General features: G+C 50.1%; 16 protein-coding genes and 1 pseudogene. 10 read left to right on the top strand and 7 right to left on the bottom strand.

Translation table 11 applies throughout. From position 1 onward, the window contains the following. Positions 1-33: 33 nt before the first annotated feature. Complete coding sequence (locus C5S61_RS06925; RefSeq protein WP_110514332.1) at positions 34-672, bottom strand: RidA family protein; 639 nt, start codon at positions 670-672, stop codon at positions 34-36. A gap of 314 nt (positions 673-986) precedes the next feature. On the opposite strand from C5S61_RS06925, the gene C5S61_RS06920 reads away from it, so the two are divergent. The 4 genes from C5S61_RS06920 (at position 987) to C5S61_RS06905 (ending at position 2,981) form a co-directional block, all read left to right on the top strand. Then, positions 987-1,301, top strand: coding sequence for a hypothetical protein (locus C5S61_RS06920; RefSeq protein WP_110514331.1), 315 nt, complete (start codon positions 987-989; stop codon positions 1,299-1,301). 99 nt (positions 1,302-1,400) lie between these two features. Beyond that, the gene (locus tag C5S61_RS06915; RefSeq protein ID WP_110514330.1) at positions 1,401-1,718 is read left to right on the top strand and encodes a hypothetical protein; all 318 of its coding nucleotides are present in this window, start codon (positions 1,401-1,403) and stop codon (positions 1,716-1,718) included. Between the two features lie 138 nt (positions 1,719-1,856). Further along, positions 1,857-2,252 (top strand): cupin domain-containing protein, encoded by a 396-nt coding sequence (locus tag C5S61_RS06910; protein WP_110514329.1) that lies wholly within the window; start codon positions 1,857-1,859, stop codon positions 2,250-2,252. A gap of 60 nt (positions 2,253-2,312) precedes the next feature. Next, positions 2,313-2,981: a DUF8817 family protein gene (locus C5S61_RS06905; RefSeq protein ID WP_110514328.1), complete on the top strand. Its 669-nt coding sequence runs from the start codon at positions 2,313-2,315 to the stop codon at positions 2,979-2,981. A gap of 176 nt (positions 2,982-3,157) precedes the next feature. On the opposite strand, the gene C5S61_RS06900 is transcribed toward C5S61_RS06905, so the two are convergent. The 3 genes and pseudogenes from C5S61_RS06900 to C5S61_RS06890 form a co-directional block, all read right to left on the bottom strand. Next, positions 3,158-3,598 (bottom strand): hypothetical protein, encoded by a 441-nt coding sequence (locus C5S61_RS06900; RefSeq protein ID WP_110514327.1) that lies wholly within the window; start codon positions 3,596-3,598, stop codon positions 3,158-3,160. Positions 3,599-4,400: 802 nt separating this feature from the next. Beyond that, a pseudogene (locus C5S61_RS27680) lies at positions 4,401-4,595 on the bottom strand (DnaJ domain-containing protein); the annotation flags it as partial. Between the two features lie 6 nt (positions 4,596-4,601). Continuing rightward, positions 4,602-5,576, bottom strand: coding sequence for a hypothetical protein (locus tag C5S61_RS06890; protein WP_110514325.1), 975 nt, complete (start codon positions 5,574-5,576; stop codon positions 4,602-4,604). Positions 5,577-5,705: 129 nt separating this feature from the next. On the opposite strand from C5S61_RS06890, the gene C5S61_RS06885 reads away from it, so the two are divergent. The 5 genes from C5S61_RS06885 to C5S61_RS06865 all read left to right on the top strand — a co-directional run bounded on the left by C5S61_RS06885 (position 5,706) and on the right by C5S61_RS06865 (position 7,797). After that, positions 5,706-6,032: a hypothetical protein gene (locus tag C5S61_RS06885; protein WP_110514324.1), complete on the top strand. Its 327-nt coding sequence runs from the start codon at positions 5,706-5,708 to the stop codon at positions 6,030-6,032. A gap of 5 nt (positions 6,033-6,037) precedes the next feature. Continuing rightward, positions 6,038-6,346 carry a hypothetical protein gene (locus C5S61_RS06880; protein WP_110514323.1) on the top strand — a complete coding sequence of 103 codons (309 nt, stop codon included), beginning with the start codon at positions 6,038-6,040 and terminating at the stop codon, positions 6,344-6,346. 137 nt (positions 6,347-6,483) lie between these two features. After that, positions 6,484-6,819 (top strand): ArsR/SmtB family transcription factor, encoded by a 336-nt coding sequence (locus C5S61_RS06875; protein ID WP_110514322.1) that lies wholly within the window; start codon positions 6,484-6,486, stop codon positions 6,817-6,819. Between the two features lie 3 nt (positions 6,820-6,822). Beyond that, positions 6,823-7,332, top strand: a complete 510-nt coding sequence (locus C5S61_RS06870; RefSeq protein ID WP_110514321.1) for an SRPBCC family protein — start codon at positions 6,823-6,825, stop codon at positions 7,330-7,332. A 63-nt stretch (positions 7,333-7,395) separates the two neighbouring features. After that, positions 7,396-7,797, top strand: coding sequence for a DoxX family protein (locus C5S61_RS06865; protein WP_110514320.1), 402 nt, complete (start codon positions 7,396-7,398; stop codon positions 7,795-7,797). Between the two features lie 64 nt (positions 7,798-7,861). Here the strand turns inward: C5S61_RS06865 and C5S61_RS06860 are convergent, their stop codons facing one another. The 3 genes from C5S61_RS06860 to C5S61_RS06850 form a co-directional block, all read right to left on the bottom strand. Next, complete coding sequence (locus C5S61_RS06860; protein WP_110514319.1) at positions 7,862-9,259, bottom strand: RCC1 domain-containing protein; 1,398 nt, start codon at positions 9,257-9,259, stop codon at positions 7,862-7,864. Positions 9,260-9,491: 232 nt separating this feature from the next. Continuing rightward, positions 9,492-10,865 carry an RCC1 domain-containing protein gene (locus tag C5S61_RS06855; RefSeq protein WP_110514318.1) on the bottom strand — a complete coding sequence of 458 codons (1,374 nt, stop codon included), beginning with the start codon at positions 10,863-10,865 and terminating at the stop codon, positions 9,492-9,494. Between the two features lie 275 nt (positions 10,866-11,140). Next, positions 11,141-12,493 (bottom strand): discoidin domain-containing protein, encoded by a 1,353-nt coding sequence (locus C5S61_RS06850; RefSeq protein WP_110514317.1) that lies wholly within the window; start codon positions 12,491-12,493, stop codon positions 11,141-11,143. A gap of 206 nt (positions 12,494-12,699) precedes the next feature. Here C5S61_RS06850 and C5S61_RS06845 point away from each other — a divergent pair, with 206 nt between their 5' ends. Further along, positions 12,700-15,924, top strand: a complete 3,225-nt coding sequence (locus tag C5S61_RS06845) for a HEAT repeat domain-containing protein (RefSeq protein WP_110514316.1) — start codon at positions 12,700-12,702, stop codon at positions 15,922-15,924. Positions 15,925-15,963: the final 39 nt, after the last annotated feature.

Below are 15,963 nucleotides of genomic sequence, written 5' to 3'. Positions count from 1 at the left end.
GAAACGAATGCTCGGCATACCCACGCAACCAATTTAGTTGATTTCAACAATCAATTCAATTTCGGTGGCCATGTTGAATGGTAAGGCAACTTTACCGCCTGATGAACGGGCGTGTTTGCCAGCTTCGGGGCCAAAAATCGTTACCAAGAAGTCTGAGCAGCCATCGACAGTTTTGCCGAGTGCGCCAACAACTGGGCCTGAGGTAACATCATCGTAGGTTGGAACAACGTTGACCGTGCCAGTTACCATCACAATGTGATCAACCCGATCGAGGTCGCCAATGGTTGATTTAAGGAAGCGCAAGCCACGCACACAGCTCAACATTGCAGCTTCTTGAGCGGTTGCTAACGAAAGCGTTGGCAACTCGCCTTTGAGGAATCCACCGCTACCGGTCAAGATTTCTGGGCCAGCCGATGAGATGAAAACAATTTCGCCAGCTTGTGAGGCATTCACATAGTTGGCAGTTGGTGGAGCCAAGTCTGGCAATGACGTAACGCCATAGCGTGCTTCAACATAGGCTTCGACCTTTTCGAACACACAATCAACGCCTGGGCGGCGGCAACGGTTGCGTTCGGCGCTGTCAAGCGATTGGCCTTCCGAGGCGAGGGTAATTGAACTAAATGTGCCAGCTACCAACAATACGAGCAGGAGTTTTAGGGAAAAACGTTTCATGAATGGACTCCTCGTCACAAACTAGTGCCATGAACGCTTGATCGCATGATCAACGGTCATTCCATCTATACGGCAAATGGTTCAGTGGATAGCCAGAGTCTACCCGACGCAAAGCCAAAGTCAATCCGACCAATAGTCCTATCCAAAAATAACCTCTAATGGGATTGCTCAGCCCACCAGCAACTAGGCTATGCTAGGCTTGCTGTTTAGCACAAAAGTCATTAAATTAGCACCAAGCGAGGGGTCAACAGTGAACTATTTTGCTGAAGCGGGGGTAAAGTAGGTCAGCACGCGATAATCTTGAGGAACAGACTATGCCGATTTGGATTCATTTTGAATTTATGTGGATTCCTTCAGCGTTTGGAGGGAACAAAGGTACGCCTTATCCTAATATGCGAACAGAAATTGGGTGGCAACGTCATCTTGGTGAACTCCAAGAATTCACCATAGATATTCAATGGGTTCAATTTGATTACGATGAAACAACCCGCCAAGGGTATGCGAAATGTAGCTTTGGATCGCATCATCAATTACCAGAAGCAAGACTCAAACCTGATCAACTTATTATCATATTAAATGGGCCAAGGATCTTAGCAATCGGCAGAATCGTTGAGGAACGCAGGACATAAATTAAGCTTGAAAGCTGATCAAATTACAGCATTCGACCAGCTTTCATTTTTAAATCGCTTGGTTTCGCAAGATGGGAGCATTCATTATGAGGATTAACTATGCCGATTTGGATTCATTTTGAGTTTATGTGGATTCCACACCGTTTTGGTGGGCATCCCCATCCCCCTTTTAAGAATCTGATGACGCTTATTGGCTGGCAAAACTATGGAGATAGTCCCAATGGCGAAGCACGGACGATACAATGGGTAGAATTCGACTATGACGAAACAACCAGAGAAGGCTATGCACGCTGTCAGTTTCTGATCGATACGCCCTTACCTGAAGGTTGGCTTAAACCAGGGTTATTGATTGAACTTGTATCTGGTGGCAATCGAATCTTAGCAATCGGCAAAATCGTTGAGGAACGCAGTACATAAATTAAGTTTGAAAGCTGGTCGAATTGCAATATTCGACCAGCTTTCTTTTTTAATCGCGTTAATCTCAGCTTGAGCAATGAACCTTCCCAGTCAAATCCGAGTATCATAGATCATCAATTGAGCAAGGAAGGATTGCCCATGAGCGAGCAATTTATGCCGATAGCTGTGATTTTGCCTGACGAGGGCACAACTTTAATTGGTGATATTCGCTGCAAAATCTCCAGCGCCGCCACCAACGACCAATGCACCGTCTTGGAAGTGACGTTGCTGGCGGGCCAAGGCGCGGTGCTGCACCAGCACGAGGTCGAAATGGAGATTTTAGTCGTGCAGGCGGGGCGTTGCACGGTTGGCGACGAACGCAATCAATGGGTACTTGAAGTTGGCGGCATCGCCCACTTTCCCCAAAACACGCGCCACTTTTTTCGCAATGACCACTCCGAAACATGTGTCATTTTGATCACCGCGATTCCAGGCGGGCTTGATCGCTTTTTCGAGGGACTGGCCGCCCAAGCAGAAAATGCAGCCCAAGACTGAGCCAAATCAAGCTTGCCCAGCGTATACTGCCAGCCTAAGCGGTTTAACCTGGAGGTGATTATGCCAACCACAATTCCAGCACTGCCCTGCGCCGACCTCGACCAGACCATCGATTTTTGGCGCAACCTTGGTTTTACGGTCAGTTATACCCAACGCAAGCCCAACCCCTACGCCGTCATCAACGCCCACGATTATTGTTTGCACTTCTTTGGCTTGAAACACTTGCCCCCAGCCGAAAACTATAGCACTTGTCTGATTATAGTTGCGGAAGTTGAACAATTGCACCAGCAATTTGCCGAGCGTTTGAAGGCTAGTTTAGGCAAAGTGCCAGCTCAAGGCTTTCCGCGCATCTCGCGCATGAAGCCGAGCCAAAGCCGTTTCACGCTCACCGATAATGCTGGCAATTCGATTATTTTCATCAAGCAAGGCGATGAGGATGAATCCGCCGCCCAAGCTTACCTAAACCCCGACCAATCGCCATTACAACGTGCGCTGGCAGTGGCTGCACGGCTGCGCGATTTCAAAAATGATGATCAGGCTGCCGCCAAAACCCTCGACAATGCGCTTGCCCGTTATACCGATGAGCCAGTCTTCGAGTATGCTCAAGCGCTGCTGGCGCGGCTTGAATTGGCCCAAGCACTTGAGCAAAGCGACCAAGTTGAGCGCTTGAATATGCAACTAAGCAATTTGGCGCTCAGCCCTGAACAACGCCAGCAACTAGGTTTATAGTTTAATCTTTACGCTCAGGCTGGTTGAATTTCAGCGGCTTGAGCGTGCTTTTTAGCCGAGGGCAACACATACTCAAACTAGTTTCTTGATGACATAGCTTTCAAAGGAGCATTAGTGTTGGCCAAAGGCATGCTAAAAAGCATGAAAGTTGGTATCTTACTCTCGATTGCGAAGCTTCATGGAATATAGAACAGATGCTCGTCAGTAAAACAGCGAGCCAAAATAGTGCGCGTTGCTTGCACAAAATGGCGCTCAGAAGAATCGACTGGATGCACCACGCAGCTGGTAATATCGCAGTGCAAACCAGTAATCACCCGACCTGCTGCTTGTTGTTCGACTAAAACAGCGAGCAAGGTTTGGCCAATAATTTGCACCGCCCAAGCCAATTCTTCAAAAGCCAAAAACTTACCATCGCGCGGAGCTAAATCGCGCAAGCTAAGCAGGTGATTGGGTTGCGGAATCAGGCGCATACCCACGATTGCAAAGCGCTCTGTATTGGGAATTTGGCGCACATAACGCTCGTATTCCAGCAGTAGGCGCTTTAAACGCCAGCTTGGTTGGGCAGGCGTGGTTGCCAAAATCACTCGTTGATAGGGCACACAGCGCGGCATCAGCATCGCTCACCTCGGATTAGGGTTGGGCTTGTTGGCGCATGGCATAGACATAGCCCACTAAGCCGCCAATCAGGCTGGCCCCAACCACCAAGCCAATTGCGCTGCCGCCATGCACCACCAGCAACAAGAGCAAACACACTCCAGCAATCCCACCAAATACCTTAATCCGTAGATCATCCGACCATGGCCGAATGAAGCTTGGTAGAAAACGCACCGCCGCCAACGCGCCGACAACCATGGCCACAAAGCCAACGATGGCGAGCTTGATCATTGCGCCAACTACGGTTGTAGCGACAATCGCGCCAACGCCGCCAACCAAGGCCAAATCGAGCATTGGTTTGTATTGCGGGGCCAGACTAGCCCGAATTTGCTCCTCAAAATCTTCGCCAGTGGCTTGGCTTTGATCATATTTCTCAAGCAAGTCTTCGGCCCAGCGCAATTCGGCCTGTGCAGCAGCATATTCTTCAGGATTGGTGCTGGCATAGGCGGTTTCGGATAAAGCTTGATAGGCCGATTCTGCCGCCGCCATCGGATTGCTCAAAATTTGCTGGGCGGTTAATTGAATCACCTGCCAATCGGCCCAAGTTGTTTGCGAGCTACTCGAAGCTTGGCAAATAATCCCAATTTTTTGCGCAGGATAGGCAAAATCAAAGCGAAAACTATTGCCAGCAATTTCAACTGTGTGATTTTCGTAGAGATACACTGCCGGATGAGCCGCATGCCACGCCACCGCAAACAAATCGTTAATCGCATTGCCGCTCGATTGTTGGCGTTGGCGCGGTTGTTCACGCTGACCACTCAACTCGCGATCGTAGGCTTGACGCTTTTGCGGATCTTTCAGTACGCCATAGGCAATATTCAAGGCCTGCATCAAGGCCGTAGCATCGGGAGCTTTATTAATATCAGGGTGATATTGGCGCGCCAAACGGCGAAATGCTGCGTCAATCGTCGCAGCATCGGCGCTGGTGGCAACCCCAAGAACCTCGTAATGCGTTTTCATCAAGCGTTATTCACTCGCTGCTAAGCCAAAAAAACCACGTAATTGTTGGCGATAGGTCGCATGATTAGCCCACAGTGCCACATTGGCTTGGGCTTGCTGTTCAAGCAATTGCGCTAAGTTATGCGCATTTGCTGCGCGCAATTTGGCCAACATCTGCTCAATCAAGCTTTGATTCGCTTGTTCAAGTTCACGCCAAAATGCCTCATGCAAAATTTGCTGGCCAGCAACCTGCGCCGCCGTCAACTGGCTAAAATCGCCAAACACCGCTTGCTGGTGCAAATAGACCAAAAAGCGACAAGCCACGCTATTGAGTTTATCCTGTTTGAGTTCATCGATCCAATCGCTGGCATCATCGCTGAACTGGCGTGCCAAGGTCAAGCATTCAAGTGTTTCGATCACGAGATTTGCGGTTGGGCCAAATGGATCGTGACCAGCCAGCCAAGCCTGAGCACGACTGTTGAAAAAGAAAGGCTGGGCACGCGCCAACAATACGGTTTGATCAAAGTGCGCCAGTTGCTCCATGCCCAAGTTTGCCAATTCGCTCAAGCGGTAGCGCAATTCCTGCTGATGTCCAAGCGCCGATGCCAGCGTCAATTGGCGAAATAACGGCCAGATTGGGCTTTGCGCCAAACCCAATTCAGTATACAGCTCAAGCTGGCGCAGCAATGCCAAATGAGCGCCAAGCAATAACGCTGCTTCGCCATCGCCATCCAATATCTGATCTTGGGCCCAATAATACCACCAGCCATACAGTTGGGCCGCACCAAGGTGGGCATACAACGGCCTTGCAAGCGGAAACTGCTCACGCAACCACCAAGGCAACAGCGCGGCAATCTGGCTAAATCGGCCCTGCTTGAACTGGCTGAATTGGGTTTGCAAAGCGTGGGCCAAGCCTGCGGGCAAGGCCGCCAAATCGGTTTCAATCAAGCTACAAACGGCGTGATAGTGGGCTTGATCATCAAATGGCTCGGCTGAATCCATACATATTCCTTTGCTGCAACAACTTGGTATGCGCCCTTAGGATACACCAAAGCAGCGTATAGCCGAACTTTACACCTCAAAGCCCAGTATAGTACAGCAGAATCGAATCCTCGTAAGGAGAAGCCATCGATGACTGTTTCGATGAATATCGAATTTGTGATGATTCCACACCAGTTTGGCGGGCGCAAATATCCATTTTCCAAAAATATGTATAGTCATGTGCGTTGGCAGCGCTATTTCTATCAAGTCCCGAATAGTATTAGGAGTATTCAATTAATTGAACTTGAATATGATCCACAGACTCGCTTAGGCCGTGCATTTTGTATCTTCCCCTTTGATGATCCATTTCCTCAGGCATGGCTTGAACCAGGCGAATTACTTGAACTGTGTGAGGGAGCACATATCGTAGCAGTTGCCAAGATCGTACCAACACGCTTGAATAGCGATCAAGGATAAATATTATGTCAAATTTAATTGCTTTTGATTTTTTCTGGCTGCCCGAACAATTCAGCGGCCATAGCCAGTCGCCGTTTGTACGAATGCAAACACGCATTCGAGGAGAATGTATCCAATTTCCGATGCGGATGATCGAATGGATACAGCTGGAATATGACCAAATCACCAGTCAAGGCTATGCGCTGGGCAAATTCATCGCCGCTATACCAATACACAAAGAACAATTCAAATGTGGCGAACTGATAAAACTCATTGATGGCTATACAATTATAGCTGTTGGCAAAATCGTTGCCCAGCGACCAACTGATCGCTAAGCGAAAATCCCTCAACCGCGCTTCTACGGCACTGGCGAGAGGCTTTGCTCTATCATTTTATATTTTTGATCAGCTCAATTTGTTCATGCAATCAAATTGGGGCTTGATATATTCCCATATTGGTATATAATAAATTTATGGCACGTGCAGCAACAACAACCGATGTATTCAACGCGATCGCAGAGCCGGGGCGGCGGCAGATTCTCGACCTGCTTGCCAATGGCGAGCTTTCGGTCAACGAACTGGTTGAGCAGCTTGGGCTGGCTCAACCGCAGGTATCCAAACGCCTGCAGGTCTTGCGCGAAGTCGGGCTAGTGCTCGTGCGCGATGATGGCAGGCAACGCCACTACCGATTAAATGGGCGGGCACTCAAGCCCATTCACGATTGGATTCGGCGCTATGAACAAATGTGGAACGAGCGCTTTGATGCCTTGGATGATGTGCTCGAAGAATTGCATGATCAGGAGGATTAACCCATGCCAACGCTTGTCAACAAACATTCAGCAGTCGTGACGCTGCCAACCGACACCCAAATTCAGATTACCCGTGATTTTAATGTGCCCAAGGAGCTGGTGTATCGCGCTTGGACCACGCCTGAACTGGTGAAACGCTGGTGGTCGGCAGGCCATGGCACGGTCACAATTGCTGATATTGATCTAAAAATTGGCGGCATGTGGCGTTGGGTAACGGTTACAGACACGGGCTTTGAAGTAGCGTTTCATGGCGAATATCGCGAACTGATGCCCAATGAGCGGCTCGTTTGCACCGAAGTCTACGAAGCTATGCCCGATGGCGAAGCGCTCAATAGCCTGAGCTTCGCAGATCGCGAAGGTGGCTCACGTTTGACGTTGCTGGTGCAACATAGCTGTCAAGAACATCGTGATGCCCATGTCAATTCAGGCATGGAATCGGGCATGCAAACCGCATTGGCAACGCTTGAAGCAGTCGCACTCGAATTGCTTGCACAAACAGCAGTCGAAGCCTAAATCGGTTTCGCACATCACGATGGCACGTATAGGGTTGATTCGGCTTCGTGGAATGGAGAATTCATGACAGCGCTAACCGCAACTAGCTCAAAAACGAGTCTATGGGCCAGCAGGATCATGCGTGGGTTACCAATTCTATTCCTGCTTTTTGATGGCGGCTACAAACTCTTTAATCCGGCTCCAGTTGCCGAATCATTCGCGGCGCTAGGCTACCCCGATGGTATTGCCTTGAGTTTGGGATTGCTGCTGATTGTCTGTACCATCGTGTATGCGATTCCACGCACAGCAGTGCTGGGGGCGATTCTGCTTACGGGCTATCTTGGTGGAGCCATCGCCAGCCATGTACGGGTTGGCGATCCGCTATTCTCGTTGATCTTTCCAATCATTATTGGGGGCTTATTGTGGGGTGGCCTGTATCTCAGCGATCAACGGCTACGCGCGATTTTTCCAGTCCGCAGCGAATAACGCAAAACCACAAAAACAGCAACAAATCCCCGCTCCTAAGCAATTGGAGCGGGGATTTTTATGGCTACCTAACCACCCAAGGAATGTAACAGCGCCACGGTAAGCTCGTTGCGGGCGAAGTCGCCGTTGCCGTCGGTTCCACGGTTGGCACGTCAGTCGCGGTAGCAGTATTTGTTGCGGGTATGGTCGCCGTTGCGGTCGCCGTTGGCACATCTGTTGCCGTGGCCGTTGCAGTGTTGGTTGCGGTCGCGGTTGGTTCTGCAGTCGCGGTGGGCGTGACAGTTGCGGTGGCGGTTGGAATGTCGGTGGCGGTTGGAACATCGGTGGTCGTTACGGTTGGCTCGTCGGTCGCGGTCGCCGTTGGTTCAGCGGTTGCAGTTGCCGTATTAGTTGCGTTGGCGGTTGGAATATCGGTGGCGGTTGGTTCCGCGGTCGCGGTTGCCGTTGGTTCAGCGGTTGCAGTTGCCGTTGGTTCAGCAGTTGCTGTGGGTACGTCAGTAGCGGTTGGTGTAGCAGTAGGCGTACGTGTTGCGGTTACTCTTGGGGTCGGCGTGCTTTCAATTGGCACATTCAATTGGCCATAACTATTATCACCCCAACACAGAATCCGCCGATCACCCTTGATTGCGCAGGTATGGCCATATCCAGAACTAACCTGCATAAACGTACCGACTGGCACAATTGCCGCAGCGAAATAGCCCCAGCAATGAAGCCTTGTGGTATTGCTGATCATGCCACATCCATGATATGCGCCCATACTAATTTGACTAAATCGAGCATTGGGTGGAGCCTGCAGATCGTACCCATACGAATATTTCCAACAGCTAACACTATTATCAGTTGCGATAGCGCATGCATACACATGCCCAACGCTAATCTCTCGATAACTGCCGGTTGGCGCTGGCGGTGGTGGGTTTTCCACGTTTTCGTTGCCCCAACAGACTAACGCTTTGGCTGTATTGATCGCACACGCATATTCCTCACCAATGCTAATTCTCGTATAGCTCCCGGTTGGAACTTCGAGGATGCCGTTAAAATTTGCACCCCAACAAGCAATACTACGATCAAGCTTAATCCCACAAGAAGTTCGCACTCCAGCATCCAGTGCAGTAAATATGCCACTTGGGACAATTGTTTGGTTATAGCTATTATCACCCCAGCATTGCAACGTCCGATCCGAGGAGCGAATGCCACAGGTAAATGAATCGCCTGCACTTACTTCTTCAAATGAGCCAGTCGGCGGCGTTGATTCATTATCATAATTAGCACCCCAACATTGAACGGTTCGGGTGGTCTTAATCGCACATGTATGGGCGTAGCCAGCACTTACCCGCAGATAGGTATCGACCAAGGGCGCAGCCATAGCCTGTGGATTGGACTTGGGCAACATCAAGATTAGTAGCGCCAAGCCAAGCAGCCAGCACAGGATTGGCGAGCGCAAACGAACGTGCATGCGATCCATAACCACACAGCTCCTCAACAACGATTGCCCAGATACGCACTCTATAAAAGATGGTGATCGCTCAATTATACGTGCTTATCAGCAGGCAACCAGAGCCATTAGTCCAATCCAGCAGTGGGATCAAGCATCCCTTCCGCTAGGGCAGCAGCGAATAACGCAGCAGGTGCTTAGCGAGTGGCTTAGCGCCGCGATCGCGCACCAGTGCTGTACGCGATCGCGGCAAATTAAGACCTTAGTTCGTTGCCGCCCAAGGAATATAGCAGCGCCATATTGCGGTGGTTGCAGTCGTGGTGGCTGTTGCAGTTGGAACATCCGTTGAGGTCGTCGTTGGCATGTTAGTCACGGTCGCGGTTGGCACGTCAGTCGCGGTTGCCGTTGGCAGATCGGTCGCAGTCGCAGTTGGCTCATTAGTCGCCATTGCCGTTGCGGTGGCTGTTGCCATCGTCGTTGGCACATCAGTCGCAGTTGCTGTGGGCACGTCCGTCGCGGTCGCGGTTGCCGTTGGAATATCGGTTGCGGTTGGCACATCGGTCGGTGTTGCCGTTGCGGTTGGCAGATCGGTTGGTAGATCGGTCGCGGTCGCTGTTGGTTCGTCTGTTGCCGTGGCTGTGGCTGTTGGAATGTCAGTTGCAGTCGCTGTATTGGTTGGAGTTGCCGTGCGCGTTGCAGTTGAGGTTTTGGTTGGGGTTCTCGTGGGGGTGCTTTCAATTGGCACATCGAGTTGCCCATAACGATTATCACCCCAACACAAAATCCGGCGATCACTCTTAATCGCACAGCTATGCCCACCACCAACACTAACATACATAAAACTACCAGCCGGAACACGAATATATTCGCTTAAACCCCAACACGAAACCTGTGAAGTATTGTAAACTCCACAGCTATGTGAACCACCGATACTCATTTGGCTAAACGGCAGCTCCGGCACTTCGGGGCTATCTTGGTCTTGGCTATGGTTATTCCAACAGCTGATACTATTATCGACTGCCAGCGCACAAGAAGTACGATCTCCAACACTAAGATCACGATAGCTACCGCTTGGCAACGGTAGCGATGGATTCTCACTATCTTCGCTACCCCAACAGATTAGTGCCTGATCTGTATTAATCGCACAAGAATACAAAGTACCAACACTAATTTTGGTATACGCTCCTGCTGGGGCATTGAGTGCGCCATTTCTATTATAGCCCCAGCACTGCAAGCTTTGATCTGTTTTAATCCCACAGCTATGCCATACACCCGAATCAAGGGCGGTAAAGATGCCACTTGGTGCATTGGTCTGCCCATAAGTATTCGATCCCCAACAGGCAAGAGTTCTGACATCATAGCGGATTGCACAACTGAAAGAACTACCCGAGCTAACCTCACGATATTCCCCAGACGGTGGGCTTGTTTCATACGATTGATCAAATCCCCAACACCGAATTGTTCCGGTGGTTTTAATCGCACAGGTATGGGCACCGCCTGCACTTACTCGCGTATAGGTATCGACAAAGGGCACGGCCATAACTTGGGTGGGCGACTTGGGTAGCACCAGCACAAGCAGTACAAGGCCGATAATCCACCAAAGCAGGGCTGGCCGAAAACGTGATTCTTGACGCATAAACTCTCCTCGCAGTACAGCATGGATCACAGCAAATAGGCGAAGCCAAGCGTAACAGCAAACCTGCTACGGCAACGACCCAAATCCGAGCTTAATAATTGATTGGGAAATAGCAAATTCTCTCGCAGAATAGGGTCATTATATGCGAGGATTGCGCCAATTCAAGTACCAAAACTACCTTTCAGCCATGTGATCAAAATCATGCCCAAACACAAATCAGCTCCCGTTGCAAACCCAACGAGAGCTGAAAGAAACTACAATTTTAGCTTAGCAATCTAGCGTTGATACACGCGCACCCAATCAACATACATGCGTTGGGGAAAAACGCTGCTTGCTGGTGGGTCAAGTGGCCAATCGCCGCCAACTGCAATATTGAGCAAAATATAGAATGGCTGATGGAATTCGGTTTTGCCGCTGCCGGTAATCGGCAACACCAGCGGCTGGCCATTATCGTTGCGCAATAATGGCTGACCATCAATCGTCCAGCGAATTTGCTGCGCATCCCATTCAACCCCAAATACGTGATAGGCATCTGCATAGCTGCCGCTGGGCAGATTTTTGGCTTGCGCACCATCGCTGCGGTCGCCATTTTCCGACCACCACATATAGCCATGGGTGCGATTATCGCCACATTCGCTCCCGCATTGGTTGCCACCCACCAATTCCATAATATCGATCTCGCCAGAAGCTGGCCAATTGCCTTGGTTACCCATCATCCAGAAGGCGGGCCAAATACCATTGCCATAGGGCAAACGCATACGGGCTTCGATACGGCCATATTGCCATGAACGTTTGCCTTGGGTCACCAAGCGCGCCGAGGTATATTGGCACTTGCCATACCAACACGTGTAATTGGCGGGATTTTCCTTGCGCGCTTCGATGAGCAGGGCCTTGCCATCGTCGGCAGTGGCATCTTGGGTGATACTGGCATTTTGGCCATTGGTATAATATTGGCGCTCGTTATTGCCGCCCCCATCGCCATTGACAATGTAGCGCCAATTGCTTTGATCAATCGTCGTCTGGTTAAATTCATCGCTCCAAACTAAGTTCCAATTGCCAGTTTGGGTTGGCGTTGGCGTGCGGGTTGGCGTAAGCGTTGGGCTTGGTGTGCGGGTTGGGGTTGGATTCGTAGTCGATGTGCCATAGACTTCAAGCTCCCACAGCGAGTAGCCCCACGGTGTGCCGCGCGTAGTCGCATACACCCGCAGATAGCGCCCGCTGCCACTAACATTCAAATCGTCGCTGTTGCCATCGCCAGTCGTTGTGCTATAGATCGTCGTCCAATTTGTGGCATTGGTTGATACTTCAACCCGATAGGCTTTGGCGTATGCAGCTTCCCATTTGAGCAGCACTCGATTAAGGGTATAGGTCGCGCCAAGATCAATGCGCAACCATTCGACCGAGGTTTCGGCGCTGGCCCAACGCGTTGCAGCATTGCTATCAACGGCTTTGCTCGCTTCAAAGCCAGTACCTTCAATTGATGAAGCAAGCGCAGGCCGACCTAATGCGAGATTAACCCCTGTTTGCGCTTGAATCGAACGCGGCAAACCAAGCAACCCAAACAACCCCAAAAAACCTAGCAGCAAGCAGATCCGCAGCTGAAATAACGGTTTAACACGCTTAATCATGAACAATCACTCCTAAAATTACTTAATTAAGTATTAAGAGTATAAAGCGAAACCGTCGAGTACAACCGGGGGAATTAGAGGGGTAAAACTGGGGCAAATTGGCCAAACTGCTTGCTTGACAGGCTTGCTATAGTGATGGGCTAGGGAGAATTTGTTCGCTGGTGCTCGTAACCTAGCGCGAGTTAACCAGTGTGGAGAGTGTCGTAATGAATCATAATCAACTCTTGGCTGAGTTCGAGCAATTAAGCGCTGCCCAACGCATCAAACGTATGGTTGCACTGGGTCAACAAGCGCGCAATAATCCCCAAAGTAGCCAATTAATTGAACAATTAGCCCAAAGTCTCAGTATCTATCAACGCCGTTTGGCTTTGTGGAGTTGCTACGGCAGCCACGATAGCAGCCTGATTCGGCGCTTTATCAGCGATCCTGCTCAATCGTTAGTTCAATTAGCGATTCAATTAATGGCTGTTTATGGCAACGATGCTGATGTGCAAGCCAGTTTGAGCCAATTAGCTGCCCCATTTTGGCGTAAAACGCTCAAATTATTGGCCAAACACCAGCGATTTCACTTGGTTGATGCATTTTTGGCAACCCTAGAGCCACAACAGCTGCCAGCCTACCAATTATTTGGCTCAGAACAGTATTACAATCAGCATAAAGCATCGATCATCCATCAACTTAAACCAGCAGATTGGAGCCACTTTGCCCGCCTCAAGCCGCGCGAATGTGCCGATGCAGTTCAGAGCATCTTGGCAAATGAAGCACATAATCTTACTCATAAGCAACATATTTTCAACCAAGCCATTCCCGATCTTGTATCCTATGATCCTGATCGAGCGCTCGCATTGCTGCAAACAGCGATCAATCAACAAATCGCACTCCAAGCGTTGCGACTCCAAGCTTTGGCAAATCAGCGACCCCAAGCCATTGCCGATTTGATGATTCAGCAGCAACAAGCAGCCTCGATTAATTGGGCGCATTTAGTCAAGAAATTGCGCCTAGAGCAAATGTTGCAGCTGGCCGAACTCAATTTGTTGCCCAGACCAAGCGTATGGTTGCACAAAATCCCCAGCACCTACCGCTCAGCCTTGTACGCTGCGCATCATCGCCAATGGTATGATGAGCAATTGCGGCTGCCCGAAGATGGTGTATGGCAAGCGCTGCCAAGCAACGAACGCCAGCATGAAGCACGGCGGATGCAGCAACTCCCAGACGTAAATATAAATCTGCATTTAAAAATTCGCCATGCTGCTTATTTGCCATGGAATGAAGCATGGGCGGCTTTGCAACCAGCGCTCAAACATAACGAGGCTGAGTTTCGCGGCGAAGCACTTGCTTCGTTAATCAAAATTGTGCGCTATCAGCCAGAATATGCCCAAACCGCCTTGGATTTAGTGCATGAGCGACGCAATGAGCAAGATCCGGTGCGAGTTAAAATGCTGTCAGCCTTGAGCGAACTGCCTGCGCGGCGTTGGCAAACAGAGCATCTCGCCAGCATCGAGCAAATTATTCGTGGTAGCCTCAATGCCCGCGATTGCTCCGATGCCAGCATTCGTTTATTACAACGCTGGCTTAGCAAATTGCTCGAAGTTCATCCCCAAGCAAGTATCGAATTAATTAGCCAAATTAGCCGCGAACGGGGCAAGCTTTTTGTGCAACGCCATGGCCGCGAACTCAACGCCAGCGAGGCCCAAGCCTTGTGCGCTGCCCTCTTGCCGATTATGCAATCTTGGCAGCGCCGCCAGCAAGCACAAGATATTTTGAGCATCATCAATTTTGTTGGGCGGACGATCAAAGATGTGCCCGAATTATTGGCCATGCTTGAGGAAATTGCCAATGATACGATCGATTGGGCTGCCATGCGGGCCATTCATGTGCTGCATCGCTATGCACGTCCAACGTTTAATCAGGTTGTGCCACGAATTTTGGCCCATGACCGAAGCTGGATTACCCAAGACCTGATAGCAAACTTTGTGCATACCAAACGCCAAGATTTGCTCACGCCATTTTTGCCCGCCCAACGCTATAAAGGTAAATTTAGCACCGGCGACGCTGCCTATATTTTGCCAATTCAACATGGGTTTGAGCGCTGGACAACCACCCAACAACATATTTTTGCAGAAGCAGTCAGCATCCAAACTGAGCAAGAAGACCTACAACACCAATATTTAATCGAATATGCTCAGCGTTTGGCCTATCTCAGCGAGGTTGCCCCCACCCGCCTGATCGAGTTGGCCCAGCTTGATGCGCCAATTGAGGTGCTGCGCGATAAAGCTCTTGAGGCATTAAGCCGCCGCGAAACTGACGATGGCGTGCCAATCCTGATCGAAGCCTTGGGCGATGCCCGCGCACGCGTGGCAATTTATGCCTTGCGCCGCGTTTTATTGCGCATGCCAACCAGCCAAGCCTTGGCAATTTTGCGCACAGTGCCGACCAGCAAAATAACCGTTGCCAAAGAAACTATCCGCCTAATCGGCGACCTCAAGAATCGGGCTGCCTACCAAGAATTATTACGCTGGAACGAGCTTGAGTTACATCGCGATGTGCAGATTGCCCTCGTCCATGCGCTTAACAACTATCTTGAGCAACCAGAAACTTGGCAAATCTTTGAACGCCTGCTGAGCCATGAAGAAACAACGGTGGTCAAAAGCCTAGCCACAATTTCGCTCGCAGGGCAACCGCTCAGCCTGCACCAACCTGTGCTGCGCTTATTGGCAGCGCTGGTCGAACATCCCAATCTTGAAGTTTGCGAAGCAGCAGTTGCCCGCTGTTTCTTATTTCGCGGCACCGACCCGCAACGAATTTTGATGGAACCATTGAATAAGGCTATTAATTTTGGGATTACGAAACTCCGAGATTCAGCCATTTTAGCAATTATGAATATCTATGCAATTAAAGATCAGGCTGTTATTGCGGAAATTGTACGCGCTAACTTAGCGAATCGGGTTATTATCAACCACCTATTTAGCACAATTAATTTACATGTGCGAATGTGGCCAGCGTATCACCCAGTAGGCCATGCGGTAATCAACGAGTTAGCTCGCGACCGTTTTACGATCCTATTGCAAATTCAATTAGCGGGCCATTGCTACAGCGAACAACAATGGTTTGATTTCGTTCAGCAGGTGCAGCAACAAGGTTTGCTGAATGTTAATACCTTTCGGGCAATCTTGGAAGTTGTTGAAACAGTCGAAAATCGGCTTTGGCTCGCCCAACCTGAGCAACTCGAAACCTTCTTCTATCCATCCAACCATCCGTATTTGCGGCGGATTGGCCTCGCCGCCTTTAGCTTCAAAACCAAACGCCTCGGCTGGTATCCCGCCGATTATCAACGACTCGCCGAGTATCAGGCTGATCCCACTGAACTGGTTGCAGTGCCCGCTCAATTTATCTTTCCGCCGCAACTAGAAACAACAGAGCCAACCAAATAAATCAAGCTTGCGCGTTGCTTATGGGCGACGCGCAGCATT

Origin of the sequence: Herpetosiphon llansteffanensis (assembly GCF_003205875.1) — a bacterium.
Lineage (GTDB): Bacteria > Chloroflexota > Chloroflexia > Chloroflexales > Herpetosiphonaceae > Herpetosiphon > Herpetosiphon llansteffanensis.
The sequence above is the reverse complement of the archived record's forward strand: the minus strand, read 5'-3'. Positions and strand labels throughout refer to the sequence as shown.

Coding starts and splice junctions, on each gene's coding strand:
- C5S61_RS06875 (WP_110514322.1), top strand. CDS start 6,484: ATGGCACGTGCAGCAACAACAACCGATGTATTCAACGCGATCGCAGAG.
- C5S61_RS06925 (WP_110514332.1), bottom strand. CDS start 672: ATGAAACGTTTTTCCCTAAAACTCCTGCTCGTATTGTTGGTAGCTGGC.
- C5S61_RS06910 (WP_110514329.1), top strand. CDS start 1,857: ATGAGCGAGCAATTTATGCCGATAGCTGTGATTTTGCCTGACGAGGGC.
- C5S61_RS06865 (WP_110514320.1), top strand. CDS start 7,396: ATGACAGCGCTAACCGCAACTAGCTCAAAAACGAGTCTATGGGCCAGC.
- C5S61_RS06915 (WP_110514330.1), top strand. CDS start 1,401: ATGCCGATTTGGATTCATTTTGAGTTTATGTGGATTCCACACCGTTTT.
- C5S61_RS06885 (WP_110514324.1), top strand. CDS start 5,706: ATGACTGTTTCGATGAATATCGAATTTGTGATGATTCCACACCAGTTT.
- C5S61_RS06880 (WP_110514323.1), top strand. CDS start 6,038: ATGTCAAATTTAATTGCTTTTGATTTTTTCTGGCTGCCCGAACAATTC.
- C5S61_RS06920 (WP_110514331.1), top strand. CDS start 987: ATGCCGATTTGGATTCATTTTGAATTTATGTGGATTCCTTCAGCGTTT.
- C5S61_RS06905 (WP_110514328.1), top strand. CDS start 2,313: ATGCCAACCACAATTCCAGCACTGCCCTGCGCCGACCTCGACCAGACC.
- C5S61_RS06870 (WP_110514321.1), top strand. CDS start 6,823: ATGCCAACGCTTGTCAACAAACATTCAGCAGTCGTGACGCTGCCAACC.
- C5S61_RS06890 (WP_110514325.1), bottom strand. CDS start 5,576: ATGGATTCAGCCGAGCCATTTGATGATCAAGCCCACTATCACGCCGTT.
- C5S61_RS06855 (WP_110514318.1), bottom strand. CDS start 10,865: ATGCGTCAAGAATCACGTTTTCGGCCAGCCCTGCTTTGGTGGATTATC.
- C5S61_RS06845 (WP_110514316.1), top strand. CDS start 12,700: ATGAATCATAATCAACTCTTGGCTGAGTTCGAGCAATTAAGCGCTGCC.
- C5S61_RS06900 (WP_110514327.1), bottom strand. CDS start 3,598: ATGCTGATGCCGCGCTGTGTGCCCTATCAACGAGTGATTTTGGCAACC.
- C5S61_RS06860 (WP_110514319.1), bottom strand. CDS start 9,259: ATGGATCGCATGCACGTTCGTTTGCGCTCGCCAATCCTGTGCTGGCTG.
- C5S61_RS06850 (WP_110514317.1), bottom strand. CDS start 12,493: ATGATTAAGCGTGTTAAACCGTTATTTCAGCTGCGGATCTGCTTGCTG.